We start from the raw sequence: 16,052 nt of genomic DNA on the forward strand, positions 1-16,052 counted from the left end.
GGGGATCTGTAAATAAGCTCAGGCACATGGCCTGAGCTTATTTATTTTATGCTGGCTCGAGCGAGGACGGCAGACTTCTGGAGTCTTGAACAGCCTATTAAGATTTTAACTTTGATCTTTGTCGCTTGGCTCTTTGGGGTCCGGGATTTGGTTAAGTCCTCGCATGAACAACAGATACACATAGATGGCCAACCCTACGCCTGCAATCAAAAGAACGAATTTTCCAATTGCCCACAACGTCTCCATGGTTGATTCTCCTTTGGTCGGATTCGGGTAGCCCGGTTCTGGTCTAGTCCGCGGAGCGCACCGTAAATTCGGCGAGGGCGGCGGTAAGGCGCGCCAGCCCTTCGCGCAGCCGCGCGGGTTCGTGCGCGGCCACGGTCAGCCGGATGTAGCGATCATCCGGCTCTTTGGCGTAGCACAGCGTTCCCGGCAGGAACGCTGTGCCTTCCAGCAGCGAAGCGCGCAGCAGCGCTTCGCTGGAGACCCCGGCGGGCAGGCGGAGCCAGAGGAACAGCCCGCCGCCGGGGTCTTCCACGCAGGCGCCGCGCCAAGCGGGCGCCTGCAGCAGCTCCAGCGCAAGGGCGGCGCATCAGCTCCAGCGCCTCCGGCGCGGCCGGTGTCTCGACGAGCACCGTGCCGCCGCCGGGGACCAATACCCGCAGCAGCAGGTCAAGCGCCCCATCGGCGCTTTCCGCCAGCAGCCATTGCTGCGGGTCCGTCCTAATGCCTTCGGCTTCTTCGTATGCCGAAGCCAGCCAATCCCGCAGCGTGCCAGCCCCGCTGCGACCCGCCGGCTCTCCGGCTTGAGCGCCGCCGTCCGCGCCCGGGCGCACGTTGCTCCCATTCCCTTTCGGCCCTGCCAACGAAATCAGGTTGCCCTCGCGCACCCCCTCCTCAATTTCCCGGGCAAAAGCCGGCGGCAGCCGACGCTTCAGCAATTCCAAACCCGTATCCACCAAGTACACCCCGCTTCCATTCACCTGTATTTGTGATTGTACCGCAGGACAAATTTTCCAGACAACGGGGAGCCGACCCAACGCCATGGATGATTTTGGCGAATATTTACCAAATCTATCATTTTTGCGAACCTAGTGTCGACATGATAGAATGGGAACTGCATCAACCCTACTTACTAATAATTGTTTGAGGTGAAGTACCATGCCTTACTCTACGGAACCTGCAACCGTCACCGAAACGAGTCGCAGCACAAAGAAACGGCGGCCTTCCGTAGCCATAATTCTATTGATTTGGGTCCTATTGATCGGCGCCGGAGTCACCGCGGCCTACATGTATAGCAATCATTTGAAGCAGTCGATGATCGACCAACTGGACGCCAAATGGCAAAGTGAAGCCGTGCAAATGAAGGCGGATTATACCGCCCAGCTCACCGCTTTGTCCGGCGAGGTCAAGGATTTGCAAAGCAAAGTGGAAGCGTTCAACGAATTGCTCGAATTCACGAAGGACAACAGCAGCGAAAAAACGGATAACAGCAATAAATTGTATTCGCAATTGAGTGAGGTTAAGCAGCAGCTAGCCGCGCTCCAGAAGAAAATGGACTTGCTGAAATGATTACGCCGGTTAAACAAATCAACCGTTTTTTTCTGCTGACCACCGGGCCTTTAATTGGTATGCTTATCGCTCTATTTATCAGCGGGGCTGCCATCGAATGGAATCGGGCTCCTCACCCCATTACGCCGGAAGCCGATGTGTTCCAGACCACCGCAGCGATTTCGGAAGGATTAACCCAAGCGGAGAAGGATGCCAAAACCACCATCTCCTCCATCCGTCAAACGGCCGAGTTGTACCAGAAAACCACCCAAACGATGAGCACCATCGTCAAAACGGCACAAACCGCAGCCGCCCGGCCTGAGTCCATTTACAATCGGCGGATTACGTCGAAGTTAGGCGTCCCTTTCGAGACGATCCAAAGCGATCGCATTCGTATCGAATTGTACAAGATCAACCCCGGCACTTATCGCGGATATGCGATGAAGATTCGACTCAAGTCACCGGATGCCATGAAAATGACGCTCGGCAAGGATCGACTGGGGGGAGCAGAAACGACAAAGCAAGCGGTGCAGCGTTACGGTGCGGTTGCCGGCATCAACGCCGGCGGATTCGCCGATTCCCGCGGGGAACGTTATCCCTTAAGCACCACGATCTTAAATGGGCAATACCTGAACGGCTTTGAGCCTACGTATAAGGATTTATTTTTCGTCGGATTAAATAAGTCAGGACAGCTGATCGGCGGGAAGTTTCAAAATAAGGAAAGTCTGGACAAGCTACAGCCGAAGTTTGGCGCTTCCTTTGTTCCGATATTGCTGCAAAACGGCGTCAAACTCCCCATCCCGCAAAAGTGGAAAACGTCCCCGCTGCGCGCACCGCGTACGGTAATCGGGAACTATAAGGATGATCAGTTGCTTGTGCTGGTCGTGGACGGCGATAACGAGAAGGGCCGTTCCGGGGCTACGCTGGAGGAATTGCAGAACAAGCTGTCGAAAATGGGCGTACAGGACGCCTATAATTTGGATGGCGGAGGCTCCTCCTCCCTGGTCGTGAATGGCCGGGTCGTCAACAATCCGTCTGACGGCGCGCTTCGTCCGGTGCCAACACATTTCTTGTTTTTTAAATAATCAGCTGTTCACCTTCACTTGGCCACATTTCTCTGTCTATGAAATAATTCACATTTTGGATTTATTTTTAGGCGATCGCCGGGTATAATAGGGGTAGGAGTACAACGTGGAGGTGTTCGGCTTTGTCATTCTCTTTAACGTTCTGGATTATTACTATCGTTCTGGCTATGTTTTTGTGCGGGATTTTGACGGCATCCTATAACGACGATAAAACCAAAGGCCTTTAAGAGGTAAACTCCAAAAGGCGTCTTTCCATCACGTAGCAAACCAATGAAGAAGGCTCGGCTTTGAATCTTGCATTCAGCCGGGCCTTCGCTCGTTATCATCAAAATAACTGCAAAAATGCAGTTATTTTCTCATCTCCTCATCGTAAACAGCTCAATAGCTGCATAAGTGCAGTTATTTTCTGAGATATCCAAGAAATTCGGCCTTTTCCGCAGAAATAACTGCATTTTTGCAGCTATTTCCGGAAAAATCGAAGAATGGGCGAAAATAACTGCACTATTGCAGTTATTTTATTGTCTCTTGGTTGCCTTATCGCCTGGCCCCTCGCCCCCTCGGCGTCTCGTTCACTTATCCCCTCGTCTTCCCATCCCACACTCCCCTTCATCCATTCCTCCCCTCATTTTTTCATCCCCCCTTCATCCTTTCCTCCCCTCATTTTTTCATCCCCCCTTCATCCTTTCCTCCCCTCTTCTTCTCATCCCACACTCCCCTTTGACCTTTCATCCCCTCGTCTCGTCTTCCCTTCTCCTCATCCATCACTGGTCTCCTCGTCCACTCACCCACTCCAACCGTTACCACTCCCCCATCTCCCACTCCCCTCTCCCTCCGCCACCTCAGCCCAAGCACAACCTCCATCACCACACACACCCGCCTTGACAAAAACCAGCGCAAATCGACAAAATCATAACCACCCGTCCAACGGGTGGTTTGCTCTTGGGGTATAACCCCCTGTTACCAAACTGCGCCTAAAGACGCCAGCCTGACAACATGGTTGTTCAGGCTCAATGTAATTTGTCACCTTCACTCACCCGTTAAACGGGTTTATTTCTTTTTGCTGCTATTACTGCTAAACGGATCTTCGTATTCTTTTACACTCAATTTATCTATGGCTTGGTCGTGTGCTTCTTGTTCACGAATGTATTTGGCTACTGTGGCTTCATTTAGGCCTACTGTACTCACATAATAGCCCTCTGCCCAAAATTTTCGATTCCCATATTTGTACTTCAGTTGGGCATGCTTTTCAAAGACCATCAGCGAGCTTTTCCCCTTTAGGTATCCCATGAACGATGCTACCGATATCTTTGGTGGAATCGCGACCAGCATGTGCACATGATCTGGCATCATGTGACCTTCTAAAATTTCCACCCCCTTGTATTTACATAGACGTTTGAATATTTCGATCAAATCTTTTCTCACTTGATTGTAGATCTCTTTCCGTCTATACTTCGGGGTGAACACAATGTGGTATTTACACATCCACTTTGTGTGAGCTAGACTGTAATTCTTGTTTGCCATCTAAGACCATTCCTTTCATTTTGAGCCTGAACATCTCAATTTTATCGGAATGGTCTTGTTGGTCAAACCCTAGGTCCCTCCACCCGCATAGCGGGTGGTTTTTTGTTTCGCACGCTTCGCGAGCTCAACCGGCTAAAGCCGCAAATAAATAAGCTTCCCTCGCGGGAAGCTTATTTGGGGTTGTGTTTGTGCCCGGGTGCGGCTAAACCTATCAAACGTCCTATTTGGAAGTTAGGACAGTTGGCTCATTTCGACCAGGCATTGATTACAAATGGAGCGTTCCTTGAAATCGCTCACGCTTTCCATCGATCCACAGAAGACACATTTCGGCCGGTAACGCTCCAAAATGATGTGATCCCCTTGCACCAAAATCTCGACGGGATCCCCTTCGTTCATTTGATATCTCTTGCGAAGCGACTTCGGCAACACGATTCTCCCGAGTTGATCCACTTTACGGACCACACCAGCAGGTTTCATAAATTTGTACACCTCTCCTGAAAAAATAGTTATGTAAAAATAGAACCAAATACCTAATCTATTATATTTCGCTATTTTTTTCAGGATTCCTGCTAAGCTTCCACGTTTTTAATTATTTTCGCAGGATTGCCCCCAACGACGGCTCCTTTAGGCACATCCTTCGTCACTACCGCCCCGGCTGCAATAACCGCGTTATCGCCGATGGTTACGCCGGGAACGATCACCGCCCGGCCCCCAATCCACACGTTATTCCCGATGTTCACGGGTTTGCCATATTCCGCTCCCGAGTTGCGCGCAGCCGGATCCAGTGGATGCGTTGCCGTGTAGATGTGCACCCCTGGCGCCATAAAGCAATATTCCCCGATCCGCACTTCGCAGACATCCAGGATGACGCAGTCGAAGTTGGCATAAAAATGATTGCCTACATAAATGTTTGATCCATAATCGCAGCGGAACGTGGGTTCAATGTAAATATCGTCGCCGCAGACGCCTAGCAGCTCATGGAGTAAGGCCGTTCTTTGCTCCCGCTCATCCTCCCGGGTGGCGTTGTATTCCCGAGTCAGGCGGCGGGCTCGAAGCCGTGCGGCCACCAGTTCCGCATCCCCGGCGTTATACCATTCCCCGGCAAGCATTTTTTCCTTTTCCGTTTGTCCTGGATTCATGAAGTCATCTCGCTTTCTGCGCTTGAAAAATTACTCCATCCCCGGAAAGTCAAGCTGCCGCAGCGCCTCATACACAATAATCGCCGCAGAGTTCGACAAATTCAGGGAACGGACCTTGTCCGTCATCGGCATACGCATCACCGTATCGGGATGGGCGGCCAAAATTTCCGGCGGCAAGCCTTTCGTCTCCTTGCCAAAGACGAAGAAATCGCCGTCCTGGAACGTGAAATCCGTGTACCGTTTCTTAGCTTTGGTTGTAGCAAAGAAGAACCGGCTCCCCGCATACTTCTCCTCCACTTCCTGGAAAGAATCGTGATATTCGAGATTTACCGCATACCAATAATCTAAGCCAGCCCGCTTCAGCGTCGCATCATCCGTGCGAAAACCAAGCGGACGCACCAGGTGCAGATGGATGCCCGTTGCCGCGCATGTTCTGGCGATATTTCCTGTATTGGCCGGGATTTCCGGCTCTACTAGTACAATATGTAAGGCCATGATGATCGTACTCCTCGTCCTAAAAAATAAAATCGGCCCATTTCAGACCGTACTTGATCCATTATAACAAATTTTGTCCGCAAAAAACCTCCAACCCACCTAAGAACAGATGGATTGGAGGTTGCATCACAACGAGGCGTTCCGGCGGAAGCCCCGTCGCGAACTTATCCGTGCGTTTTTTGGAATTGGCTCATAAAATCAACAAGAGCCTGGATGCTGGCTTTAGGAACCGCATTGTAGATTGATGCGCGCAAACCGCCAACACTACGATGGCCTTTGAGCCCAACGAACCCTTCCTTCTCCGATTCCTTCACGAACAGCTTCTCCAGCTCCTCGTTTGCGAGACGGAACGTGACGTTCATCGTCGACCGGCTTTCCGGACGAACGCACCCATGGTAGAATCCGCCGCTGGCATCAATCGCTTGATACAGCAAGTTTGCTTTGTCCTGGTTCTTCTTCTCGATGCCCTCAAGCGCCCCCTGCTCTTCGATCCATTTCAGCACTTCGTTGACCATATAAATCGAGAAGGATGGCGGTGTATTATACAGCGAGTTATTCTCCGCATGCGTATCATAGCGGAACATCGTTGGCAGATGCTTCGGCGACTCGCGCAACAGCTCCTCGCGGGCAATCACCACGGTCACGCCGGACGGACCCAAGTTCTTCTGCGCGCCGGCATAAACCATGCCGAACTGGGTCAAGTCAAACGGACGGCACAAAATATCGCTGGACATGTCTGCGATCAACGGAACGCTGCCGGTATCCGGGAACTCGCGGAACTGCGTTCCTTCGATCGTTTCGTTGGAGGTCAGGTGCAGATACGCTGTGTTCTCCGGCAGGTTGAGGTTGCTGACGTCCGGAAGGGACATATATTTATCTTCCTCCGAGGATGCCGCAACAAACGTTTCGCCGATGAGCTTGGCTTCTTTTAACGCTTTTGTAGCCCAGCTGCCCGTCTTCACATAACCGGCCGTCTTGCCTTCCGTCAGCAGGTTCATCGGCAGCATGGCGAATTGAGTGGAGGCCCCGCCTTGCAGGAACAACACCTGGTAACCCGAAGGATTGCCCAGCAGCTTCAGCAGCCGGCTCGCCGCTTCGTTATGGACCGCTTCATAAACAGCCCCCCGGTGAGACATCTCCATAATCGACATGCCTGTCCCTTGAAAATCCACGAACTGGGCTTGGGCCCGTTCCAAGACCTCCAGCGGCAATGCAGCCGGGCCCGCGTTAAAGTTATAAGCTCTGTTACTCATTTCTCCCCATCCTTCCCTTTACAATCCATGTCTGGTTTCGAATATAATTAACGATTATCATAGCAACTATTCGATCTCCCAGCAAGCTGTTATTTCGCAAAAATTCACTATTTTGCAGAATTGACACATTAACGCTTCATCAAGGGAAAGGGATGGCGAATTTTATTCAGCGCTATTTTCATGAAACTTGTTAAATTCATAGCTCCGGGTCCAGCTTTGCTCTTCACCCGGCGCAATATGAACCGCTACGAACATTTCCGGGGAAATGACATGGCCGTGTCCCCAAACGGCGGCCGAGCTTAACGGTAGCTTGCTCACCTCGCGTACGGTCAGGCCGCTCGGGCGATGCCGCAGCTCCCATAACCAAGGGGTTTCCCGCCCGTCAAAGGCGTCCATCCGGAAATAGAAGTCTTTCTCCGGACGGCGCTCCCAAGTTACTTGATCCCCCTCGAATACCAAGCCCTCCAGCGTCGCTGGATCATCGCTCCAAGTCCTCGGAGCAAACGGCAGCTTCAGCACGTAATCCGGCCCCACCTCATCCCCGTCAAACCCGAGAAAATTATGACTGTATTCGTCGGTCGTAAGAATCCGGCTTCCGATATTCTCCACCGTATAGGTGACGGACAGCGTATTGCCCGAAATCTCAATGTTTTTTTGCACGCGCGCAGCATAACCCCGGCATTCCGCCGGCAGGGTCGTAAAACAAATCTGCTGCTCGCCCTTTTGCTCCACCCGCGTCTCAAACCGCTGGCAGGCATAATCCCTGTAAAATTGGTATTCCGCCTCATCCGGCCGAGTCAGTAAGCCAACGCCTAGCTTCGGAAAAAGCTCGCCAATCCGAGTGTCCTCATATCCGATCGCTTCCTTAATTCCAAATTCGCTGCAAATGCCGATCCCGCCAGTGCCGGCCCCCGGCGTCAAGCTTTCAGGCACGCAAAACTGATGTCGTCCGTTCAACTCGACACCGGTGATAAATCCGGCCCCATCGAACCGGGTCCCTTGGTACGCTTCACCGAGCTCGGCAATTTCAACGCGCAATTGCTCGTTTTTTAACTGATAAGCCATCGCTGCTTCCCTTCCTATCCGTTACGCATTTAGCGTAATTTCTATGCGGTGAACGGCTCCTTCCGGCAACGTCTCGATCGCCTGTCGCGGAATAAGGCAGCCCTCCTCATTAGAGGTGGGTTCCACCACAACGCCATTTAGGGTAACCTGACCAATTTGATACTTCCCGTAATCGGCACGCTGCAAGTTGCGATAAACGATCTGCAGCTTACGCCCGGCGAAGCTGGTGATTACGGACACTTCTCCCGCCGCATCAAATTGCTTTGCAGTCAGTTTCGGATCCAGATGCAGATCGCCGAAATTACCTTTTACCCCATAGACCTCCGTCAACAGCGTCAACAGCAGCCAGCTGGCCGATCCCGTTAAATAAGTATACATGCCGCGGCCCCGTTCGTTAATATATTCCGGAACCCCGGGATACATCCGGCTGCGTTCGAAATCAGCGGACAGCTGATAGACGGAATCCAGCACCTGCTTGCCGGCTTGGACAAACCCGCGTTTGTACAGGGCATTCGCGTACATCACCGTCATGTGGCTGAACATCGCTCCGTTTTCTTTATGGCCAAATGCAAATCCAAACGCCCGCCCCAGGTTCTGTTGAATTTCGCAAAACCGTGAATTAAGACGGTAACCGATTTGCTCATCCTTGAGGTACCGATCCACCGCTGCCGTAATTTTGCCGACCTGTTCCTCGGTCGCAATGCCGCCCATAATCGTAAACACTTGGCCGGTTAACGTCATGCGCACCCCGTTTGGATGATCCCCTTCCACCCGCACGGCATCGTTGTTGTAATATCCATTAAACCACTCGAACCCTTCCGCACTGCGAATCCATTCCTGCTTCCGTAAATGTTCAAACATCCAATTTGCTTTGCGCCGAAGATCCTCGGACACCTGCCGAACACTTAACTTCCGCTTCCGCCCGCTGACGGCCGGGACAACGGAATCGAAATAACGGGCCAACAGCTCCTGTTTGGCCGGGATGCTGTCATAGTTGAGCGGCGTGTCCAAGCTATCGAGCAGTACGGCGATTTCTTCAGCGATTTCAAGGGTATCCGTTCCGCCGTCTGCTTGCTCCAATCGGGTGATCAACTCGGAGAGCTCCAGCAAATTGCTGGCATAAAACGCCGTAAAAGCGACGCTCTCCCCGCGCCCCGGTGCCAAGTCCAATCCGTCGTTCCAGTCCGCACCTTCCAACTGAATATTGCCATTTTCCCCTACGTTAAAGAACGGCACGATATTTTGCAGCAAAATATGCTCCAATATCGTCCCCTCGTAAATGCGCCCGTCCTGCGACAACAGCTTGTTCCCCTGCTCCGGCGTCCAGGCCAGATCCCGTTCCTTGCATCGTTTGGTGAAAATATCGCGGAAATAGGTCTGCGGCTTCAGCAAAAATCCAAGATCCCCGCTTTGGTGGATATACAGCAGCGTTGTCAACAGCGGCCAAGCCCCATGGTCCATCCATACCCGCGGGATATTGTTGCGGTCGGCGATAAATTCACCCGGCTTCGCACCGATAATCGTTGCATTACTGCCGTCAATCCGAACACCGGCATAGTTATTGTAGAGCAAATGCCCCACCTCGTCCGGCTCCATCACCAGCAAAGCCAGGCAATCCTGCCATAAATCGCGCCAGCCCCGTCCGCCGCGCCCGTAGTCATGATACGGGAGGAACGAGTTGCCGTACATGCGGCGCAAAATCGGCTGCAGCGTAACCCATTTCATCCAGAGATCATGTTGCTCATCTCCAGAGTGAAAAGAGAGGGTATCCAGCTTCCCCTTCCAATAGGTTTGATTTTGCTCCAGCAGTTCATCGAATCGCGGTTCCGACAAATACTCGGCGGCAATGCGTTGGGTATCGATACGATCGTCGGATATAATCATCGCGATCACGTAGGACACCGAAGCTCCCGGCGCCAGCCCGAGCGTGGCGAACCGCAGCGCCCCAACCGCTTCGTATCCCTCTGCATCGGCATCCGCTTTGACGTCCGGCCGGTGGTTGGCAACCACGGCCTGCGGCCAGTCCAAGGCCCCGCCTTCGCCGATAAAGTCCTCGGTGACCGGGAAGAATCCAACGGGAGCCGTTCCGTCCTGCGCCGCCCCAAATACGCCGTAGGCCGTCTTGTTGACGCGATGCCCACGCTCGTCGAACGACAACGACGGTTGAACCTCCACGCCGTGGACGGAGGTATAAATCCGGTGGAGTAAGGACGTGACATGCCGGTGATCGCGCAGATCGTCGGCAGAACGCGCATACAGCGGAATCGCCGCGGTTGGCGTAATCGTTAGCTCCGTGTTCCCTGTATTGGTCAGGCGAATCTTCATCAGCTCGATTTTATCGTTTGTCATAGGAACAAAACTGGTCGTTTCCGCTCTCAGGTTCAAGCGGCCGTTTTCCCGGATGATCTTATGCCACAAAAAGCCTGCCTCCAACGTTGTCTTCTCCTTCTCCCCCGAAAACAACGCTGCATTTTGCCGCGCGGAATTCCCGGTCGCGGACCACGCCCCCTCCCCTTCGAGGTAGACCCAGAAGTTCCGCGATGCTTTGGAGTTGTGCAAGCTCTCCACCGAGATCGGCTCCAGCAAGAACGAGTTATGCCCAGCAGTTGATTGCCCATGCAGGTTTGGGGACACCGAGGACATCATTCCCGCTTCATTGACCAAAGGAAAATACAAATAACTGCTCAACTCGGGCTGCTCAAGCCGAAATATGCCCTCTTTGCCCTGAAATCTCCAACCTGTTATCGCCATTTCGCCTCTTCCTTTCCATGTTGGTGTAAGTTTTTTTCCGAAAATTTTTCGGAATTTCAACCCATTAAAGTGATCAAACCTCATTTCAGAACACAAGATCCGAAACCGGTTTCGGTAGTTCCATTATCCTTGCTATGATTCAGTTTGTAAAGGGTTTCAGCTCCTGGTTTTCAGCGAGTTCTTGACGATGCCGTGAAAGATCGGTATGCTGATTCTACGAAACTTTTTTCGGTAAAGCAAATGGAAGGCTGAAGCTTATGAATTTGAAAAAGATCGCGGAGTTAGCCGGTGTTTCCCTGGCTACCGTGTCCAAGGTCATCCACAATTACAGCGATATTTCAGAGGAAACTCGGACCAAGGTGCTTGAAGTCATGCGGCAAAACGGTTATGTTCCCGCCCATACGGCCAAGGCGCTGGTGCAGAAGCAATCGCCGATCATCGGGATCGTCTTTGCCGGCAAACGGCATGCGGACTTTGCCCATCCTTTTTTTGCCGAGGTATTAAACGCATTTCAGAAGCAGGTGGGGTTGTTGGGTTACGACTTGCTGTTTCTTAATCCCGACCATGAGAGCAACGGACAAGCCGATTATTTATCCCGTTGCCGCGAGCACCAAATTGCCGGATGCTTTATCGTTAGCGGGCAAGAGGTCGGCACCGAAATCCAGGCGCTGGATCAGAGCGAAATCCCCTGTATCGGCATCGATCTCCCGTTGTACGGACGGAGCTCCGGGTACCTGATGTCCGATCACGCCAGCATGTCAGCCAAGGCGGTTGAGCATTTCTACCTGCTAGGTTATCGAGAGCTGGGATATATCGGCAGTACGTTGGAGTCCGAAATCTCCAGCCAGCGCGAGCGGGGATATCGTAGTGCCCTGGAGAGTTACGGACTCCCCCTTCGGGAGGAATGGTTCATCAGCGGCGACAGTTTCTATGAAGCCAGCGGTTACGAGGCCATGATACAGTTGCTCCAGGCCGGCTCGTTGCCAAGGGCAATCTTCGCTGCCTCAGATTTGCTTGCCATCGGCGCGATGCGGGCGCTGAGGGAATACGGGCAACACGTCCCGGAGGAGGTTGCTATCATCGGCTGCGACGATATTGAAGCCTGTCGATACGTCAGTCCGCCCCTCACGACCCTTCGCCAAAATAAGGAGAAGCTGGGCCGTCTGGCCGCTTCCCTGCTCTTTGATTTGATTCATAATCAGTCCGAAGCCAGCTCCGTGGTTGTGGAGCCAGAGCTCGTTGTACGCGCTTCTTGCGGCAGCAGGGACGTATAAATAAAGTTAGAACCTAAAAACTCCCCATCCAAAGGATGGGGAGTTTGTCGTATGATGGCTCTTTCGGCTTACAGATCGTAATAAAGGCCAAATTCGTAAGGATGTACGCGAACCGCAACGGCTCTAGCTTCAGCGCGTTTCATTTCCACGAAGTTGTCGATGAAGGATTTCGTGAATACGCCGCCTTGAGTCAGGAACTCATAGTCGTTTTCCAGAGCGCTCAACGCTTCGTCCAGGGAACCCGGAACGCTGCGGATCGTCGCTTTCTCTTCATCGGACAGTTCATAGATGTTCTTGTCGAACGGTCCATAACCCAGTTTAACCGGATCGATTTTGTTCTTGATGCCGTCGAGGCCGGCCATCAGCATCGCGGAAAAGGCCAGGTATGGGTTCGCCGTGGAGTCCGGCGTACGGAACTCGATACGGCAGCCCTTCGGCGTTACGGCAGCCACCGGAATCCGGACAGCAGCCGAGCGGTTCCCCTTGGAGTAAACCAGGTTTACCGGAGCTTCAAAGCCAGGTACCAAGCGTTTAAACGAGTTGGTGCTTGGGTTCGTGAAGGCGATGATCGCCGGCGCATGATACAGAATACCGCCGATATAGTTCAGGGCCGTTTCACTCAGGTTCGCGTAGGCGCCCTTTTCGTAGAACAGCGGAGTATCGCCATTAAAGATCGATTGGTGGACGTGCATCCCGCTGCCGTTGTCGCCAAACAGCGGTTTTGGCATAAACGTCGCCGTTTTGCCGAACTGAGCGGCGGTGTTGTGCACGATGTATTTGTAAACCATCAGGTTATCGGCCGTTTTTAGCAGCGTGTCGAAACGGAAGTTGATTTCCGCTTGACCGGAAGTCGCTACTTCGTGGTGGTGACGTTCCACGCGAATGCCGGCTTCTTCAAGCAAACGGCACATTTCACTGCGGATGTCCTGCTGCTTGTCGGTTGGTGCAACCGGTACATAACCGCCTTTGACCGGCACTTTGTAACCCAGGTTGCCGCCTTCTTCTGTGCGGCCCGTGTTCCAGATCGCTTCCTCGGAATCTACCGAGTAGAACGTTTTATTCATCCCGCTCTCAAAGCGAACGTCGTCGAAAATAAAAAATTCGGATTCCGGTGCGAAGAATGCCGCCGTACCCACGCCGCTTTGCTTCAGGTATTCTTCCGCACGTACGGCTACGCTGCGCGGATCACGTTCATAACGGTCACCATCCGGCGTATAAATATCGCAAAATACGTTTAACGTCGGATGCGCGGTAAACGGATCAACAAATACGGATCCGTGGTCCGGCATCATGACCATGTCGGATTCTTCGATACCGCGGAACCCGGGGATTGAAGATCCGTCGAAAGCAACGCCGTTTACGAAAGTGTCCTCATTCACTTCTTTTGCTGGAAGTGTAATATGATGTGCCCGTCCCGATAGATCAACAAAGCGGAAATCTACCCATTCGATTTGTTTTTCCTTGATTGTTTTTAAAACGATCTCTGCTGACATACTCTTTCCTCCCCAAATCACGAACATTAAATCTAATTATTGCGATTAACGTTCATCTCTTAGTATGATTATGTCGTCATTATAGGACTACGGAGGCAAAGTCGTCAATACTTATGTAAGGTATTTTTACATCGGATATAAGGTATTATTACGCATAGTACAAATTAATCGACAAATAGTATAAAAGCCCACTCGCCGCATGGCGAATAGGCTTTGGAGATTTGTCAAATTTGTGAAAGCGCTACATATGTCGGCCTATCTCACACGTGAAGTCCGGCTTTTGGGGTGTCAAATCGTTTTCCTACCAATGGTGCCAATTTCTCTAAATCTTGCAGCAAAGCGGCAAATTGGTCCGGGAACAAGGACTGTACGCCGTCACCGGTCATCGAGTTATCCGGATCGGTGTGCATTTCGATGATCAGACCGTCCGCACCGGCCGCCACGGAGGCTTTCGTCATCGGCTCCACGAGTTCACGACGTCCCGTGCCATGGCTCGGGTCGGAAATCACCGGCAGATGGCTTAAGCCCTGCAGCACTGGAATGGCCGACAGGTCCAGCGTATTGCGGGTGTATGTCTCAAACGTACGGATCCCGCGTTCGCACAACATGACGTTCGGGTTCCCCCCTGCCAGGATGTATTCCGCTGCATTCAGGAACTCGTCATACGTGGCGCTAAAGCCGCGTTTGAGCAGCACTGGCTTGTTGCAGGTCCCCAGCTTGCGCAGCAAATCGAAGTTCTGCATGTTGCGCGTCCCTACCTGCAAAATATCCGCGTATTCGGCGCACACATCCACGTATTCCGGCGTCATGACCTCCGTAATGGTCAACAGGCCGTGCTTCTTGCCCGCCTCCGCCATCATGACGAGACCTTCCACGCCAACGCCCTGGAAGCTGTACGGACCGGTACGCGGCTTAAATGCACCGCCCCGCAACACTTGCCCGCCAGCCGCCTTCACCAAGCGGGCGATTTCGTCGATTTGCTCCGGCGATTCCACGGCACAAGGGCCGCCCATCACCACCAGCTCGCCGCCGCCAATCTTGACGTCGCCGATGGAAATGACCGTATCCTCCGGATGAAAATCCCGGCTGGCCAATTTGTAGGACTTCGAAATTTTGATGACATTCTCAACGTCCTTCATTTGGCGAAGATGCTCAGCAAGCTTTGGTTCGATCGAACCGATTAATCCGATGACGGTTCGATCCTTCCCGCGCGATACATGGGTCTGCAGTCCTTCCTTTTCAATCACGGCGATAATTTCCTGCACGCGTTCCTCAGGGGTTTGATTTGAAGTAATAACGATCATTCCGATCCATCCTTTCTTCATTGGGGGGCTAAAAACAATATTCGAACGTACAGGCACTATTTCGCTTGAACGCTTGTGTGCTTTTAAGCTTTTATCCACTAAAGTAACTATAGCCGAATTTGTCTCCCTCGTCAACCCCATGATCCTTAGGCAGGCGCGGAGTAAACTCATCCGTTGAGCCACCGCTTTATCCGATTATCCCGCTGAATCAGGCATCGGTTTTATCCCCTGTTCTCTGTTCCTGACCTGCCCCTAGGCCCCCTCTTTCTCCTGAACAAAGGGGATAATCCCGAAAAAGAGCGTCAAACACATAAAAAGCCGGAGAGCAAAACTCTCCGGCTTCCTTATAATCTACAAGTGCTTATCTTCCAACAAACTCTTGTGCCCAATACCCATTATAATAACCTACACCGATCAGGTTGTAGTTGGCGTTCAAAATATTGGCGCGATGCCCTTCACTGTTCATCCAAGCATTGACAACTTCAGCCGGCGTTTTTTGCCCCATGGCAATATTCTCACCCGCATAGCCGTATTTAATTCCGAACTTCGTCATCATATCAAACGGCGAGCCGTAAGTTGGGGACGTATGGCTAAAATAGTTATTATCGCTCATGTCCTTCGCTTTAGCCAAAGCCATATTGTTCAATGCCGCATCACCAGTGAGCGGCTTCAGGCCTTGTTTGGCACGTTCCTGGTTCACCAGCGTAATGACTTGGGTCGCAAATTGCGACTTGTCAGTTGTTGCGTTTTGCGTATTGCCGCTCTGCGTTGTTCCTTGCGTTGTACCCTGTGTCGTGCCTTGAGTAGTTCCTTGAGTAGTCCCCTGCGTTGTACCGGTTTGCGCTTGGCCGCCCTTCGTGCCTTGGTTGCCGCTTTGGACCGGTTTCGGTTGATAGTATTGATACCATGGAATCGTATAATAGTTCGTCCAGGTGTTTGTGCCGTACGTGGTGTAAGTTTTATATGTCGTATAAGTTTTATATGTCGTCGTGTTCGAAGCTGCGGAAGCCGATGCCGGTAAAATCACCGCTGCTGCCAACATGGCAGTTAGTCCACCTGTCACCAAACGTTTCAGTCGATTCGATTTCATCATGTCATCTCCTTGGTTGTAGTTTGATAGG

Annotated in this window: 16 protein-coding genes; 3 read left to right on the plus strand and 13 right to left on the minus strand. The window is 52.2% G+C overall.

What is annotated here, in order from left to right; genetic code table 11:
* Nucleotides 1-105 precede the first annotated feature (105 nt).
* Both BN3277_RS25625 and BN3277_RS21540 read right to left on the minus strand, forming a co-directional pair.
* A complete protein-coding gene (locus BN3277_RS25625) occupies nucleotides 106-246 on the minus strand; it encodes a hypothetical protein (protein ID WP_157688751.1) in 141 nt (46 codons plus the stop codon).
* A gap of 152 nt (nucleotides 247-398) precedes the next feature.
* On the minus strand, nucleotides 399-959 hold the full coding sequence (locus BN3277_RS21540; RefSeq protein ID WP_148501101.1) for a hypothetical protein: 561 nt from the start codon (nucleotides 957-959) through the stop codon (nucleotides 399-401).
* Nucleotides 960-1,161: 202 nt separating this feature from the next.
* Between BN3277_RS21540 and BN3277_RS21545 the strand changes: the two genes are divergently transcribed.
* Both BN3277_RS21545 and BN3277_RS21550 read left to right on the plus strand, forming a co-directional pair.
* The gene (locus BN3277_RS21545; protein ID WP_059046275.1) at nucleotides 1,162-1,572 is read left to right on the plus strand and encodes a hypothetical protein; all 411 of its coding nucleotides are present in this window, start codon (nucleotides 1,162-1,164) and stop codon (nucleotides 1,570-1,572) included.
* Nucleotides 1,569-2,636, plus strand: coding sequence for a phosphodiester glycosidase family protein (locus BN3277_RS21550; RefSeq protein WP_059046278.1), 1,068 nt, complete (start codon nucleotides 1,569-1,571; stop codon nucleotides 2,634-2,636). The genes BN3277_RS21545 and BN3277_RS21550 overlap by 4 nt, the downstream gene beginning before the upstream one ends.
* Nucleotides 2,637-3,293: 657 nt before the next feature.
* On the opposite strand, the gene BN3277_RS21555 is transcribed toward BN3277_RS21550, so the two are convergent.
* From BN3277_RS21555 to BN3277_RS21590, 8 genes are all read right to left on the minus strand, one after another.
* Complete coding sequence (locus BN3277_RS21555) at nucleotides 3,294-3,500, minus strand: hypothetical protein (protein ID WP_148501103.1); 207 nt, start codon at nucleotides 3,498-3,500, stop codon at nucleotides 3,294-3,296.
* 183 nt (nucleotides 3,501-3,683) lie between these two features.
* Nucleotides 3,684-4,157 (minus strand): IS200/IS605 family transposase, encoded by a 474-nt coding sequence (tnpA, locus tag BN3277_RS21560; protein WP_059040449.1) that lies wholly within the window; start codon nucleotides 4,155-4,157, stop codon nucleotides 3,684-3,686.
* 231 nt (nucleotides 4,158-4,388) lie between these two features.
* Nucleotides 4,389-4,634, minus strand: a complete 246-nt coding sequence (locus tag BN3277_RS21565) for an AbrB/MazE/SpoVT family DNA-binding domain-containing protein (RefSeq protein WP_009227013.1) — start codon at nucleotides 4,632-4,634, stop codon at nucleotides 4,389-4,391.
* Nucleotides 4,635-4,726: 92 nt separating this feature from the next.
* Nucleotides 4,727-5,296, minus strand: coding sequence for a maltose acetyltransferase domain-containing protein (locus tag BN3277_RS21570; RefSeq protein WP_059046282.1), 570 nt, complete (start codon nucleotides 5,294-5,296; stop codon nucleotides 4,727-4,729).
* Between the two features lie 30 nt (nucleotides 5,297-5,326).
* Nucleotides 5,327-5,791 (minus strand): tRNA (uridine(34)/cytosine(34)/5-carboxymethylaminomethyluridine(34)-2'-O)-methyltransferase TrmL, encoded by a 465-nt coding sequence (trmL, locus tag BN3277_RS21575; RefSeq protein WP_059046283.1) that lies wholly within the window; start codon nucleotides 5,789-5,791, stop codon nucleotides 5,327-5,329.
* Nucleotides 5,792-5,955: 164 nt separating this feature from the next.
* On the minus strand, nucleotides 5,956-7,044 hold the full coding sequence (serC, locus tag BN3277_RS21580) for a 3-phosphoserine/phosphohydroxythreonine transaminase (RefSeq protein ID WP_059046284.1): 1,089 nt from the start codon (nucleotides 7,042-7,044) through the stop codon (nucleotides 5,956-5,958).
* Nucleotides 7,045-7,206: 162 nt separating this feature from the next.
* The gene (locus BN3277_RS21585) at nucleotides 7,207-8,109 is read right to left on the minus strand and encodes a hypothetical protein (RefSeq protein WP_059046286.1); all 903 of its coding nucleotides are present in this window, start codon (nucleotides 8,107-8,109) and stop codon (nucleotides 7,207-7,209) included.
* Between the two features lie 21 nt (nucleotides 8,110-8,130).
* Complete coding sequence (locus tag BN3277_RS21590) at nucleotides 8,131-10,860, minus strand: GH36-type glycosyl hydrolase domain-containing protein (RefSeq protein WP_059046288.1); 2,730 nt, start codon at nucleotides 10,858-10,860, stop codon at nucleotides 8,131-8,133.
* Nucleotides 10,861-11,117: 257 nt separating this feature from the next.
* Between BN3277_RS21590 and BN3277_RS21595 the strand changes: the two genes are divergently transcribed.
* Nucleotides 11,118-12,134 (plus strand): LacI family DNA-binding transcriptional regulator, encoded by a 1,017-nt coding sequence (locus BN3277_RS21595; protein WP_059046290.1) that lies wholly within the window; start codon nucleotides 11,118-11,120, stop codon nucleotides 12,132-12,134.
* A 68-nt stretch (nucleotides 12,135-12,202) separates the two neighbouring features.
* Here BN3277_RS21595 and glnA read toward each other — a convergent pair whose 3' ends face one another.
* From glnA to BN3277_RS21610, 3 genes are all read right to left on the minus strand, one after another.
* Entirely contained in the window at nucleotides 12,203-13,627 is a 1,425-nt protein-coding gene (glnA, locus tag BN3277_RS21600) for a type I glutamate--ammonia ligase (protein ID WP_059046293.1), read from the minus strand.
* A gap of 260 nt (nucleotides 13,628-13,887) precedes the next feature.
* Entirely contained in the window at nucleotides 13,888-14,931 is a 1,044-nt protein-coding gene (aroF, locus tag BN3277_RS21605) for a 3-deoxy-7-phosphoheptulonate synthase (protein WP_059046295.1), read from the minus strand.
* A 361-nt stretch (nucleotides 14,932-15,292) separates the two neighbouring features.
* Nucleotides 15,293-16,021, minus strand: coding sequence for a CAP domain-containing protein (locus BN3277_RS21610; protein ID WP_059046297.1), 729 nt, complete (start codon nucleotides 16,019-16,021; stop codon nucleotides 15,293-15,295).
* Nucleotides 16,022-16,052: the final 31 nt, after the last annotated feature.

The sequence above is a fragment of the Paenibacillus rubinfantis genome (assembly GCF_001486505.1).
In the GTDB taxonomy this organism is placed as follows: Bacteria; Bacillota; Bacilli; order Paenibacillales; family Paenibacillaceae; genus Fontibacillus; species Fontibacillus rubinfantis.

Bases quoted from the DNA above. Each gene is read 5' to 3' on its own strand.
- aroF (WP_059046295.1), bottom strand. From the start codon at position 14,931: ATGATCGTTATTACTTCAAATCAAACCCCTGAGGAACGCGTGCAGGAA.
- serC (WP_059046284.1), bottom strand. From the start codon at position 7,044: ATGAGTAACAGAGCTTATAACTTTAACGCGGGCCCGGCTGCATTGCCG.
- BN3277_RS21565 (WP_009227013.1), bottom strand. From the start codon at position 4,634: ATGAAACCTGCTGGTGTGGTCCGTAAAGTGGATCAACTCGGGAGAATC.
- BN3277_RS21545 (WP_059046275.1), top strand. From the start codon at position 1,162: ATGCCTTACTCTACGGAACCTGCAACCGTCACCGAAACGAGTCGCAGC.
- BN3277_RS25625 (WP_157688751.1), bottom strand. From the start codon at position 246: ATGGAGACGTTGTGGGCAATTGGAAAATTCGTTCTTTTGATTGCAGGC.
- BN3277_RS21590 (WP_059046288.1), bottom strand. From the start codon at position 10,860: ATGGCGATAACAGGTTGGAGATTTCAGGGCAAAGAGGGCATATTTCGG.
- BN3277_RS21585 (WP_059046286.1), bottom strand. From the start codon at position 8,109: ATGGCTTATCAGTTAAAAAACGAGCAATTGCGCGTTGAAATTGCCGAG.
- BN3277_RS21570 (WP_059046282.1), bottom strand. From the start codon at position 5,296: ATGAATCCAGGACAAACGGAAAAGGAAAAAATGCTTGCCGGGGAATGG.
- glnA (WP_059046293.1), bottom strand. From the start codon at position 13,627: ATGTCAGCAGAGATCGTTTTAAAAACAATCAAGGAAAAACAAATCGAA.
- BN3277_RS21550 (WP_059046278.1), top strand. From the start codon at position 1,569: ATGATTACGCCGGTTAAACAAATCAACCGTTTTTTTCTGCTGACCACC.
- BN3277_RS21595 (WP_059046290.1), top strand. From the start codon at position 11,118: ATGAATTTGAAAAAGATCGCGGAGTTAGCCGGTGTTTCCCTGGCTACC.
- trmL (WP_059046283.1), bottom strand. From the start codon at position 5,791: ATGGCCTTACATATTGTACTAGTAGAGCCGGAAATCCCGGCCAATACA.
- BN3277_RS21610 (WP_059046297.1), bottom strand. From the start codon at position 16,021: ATGAAATCGAATCGACTGAAACGTTTGGTGACAGGTGGACTAACTGCC.
- tnpA (WP_059040449.1), bottom strand. From the start codon at position 4,157: ATGGCAAACAAGAATTACAGTCTAGCTCACACAAAGTGGATGTGTAAA.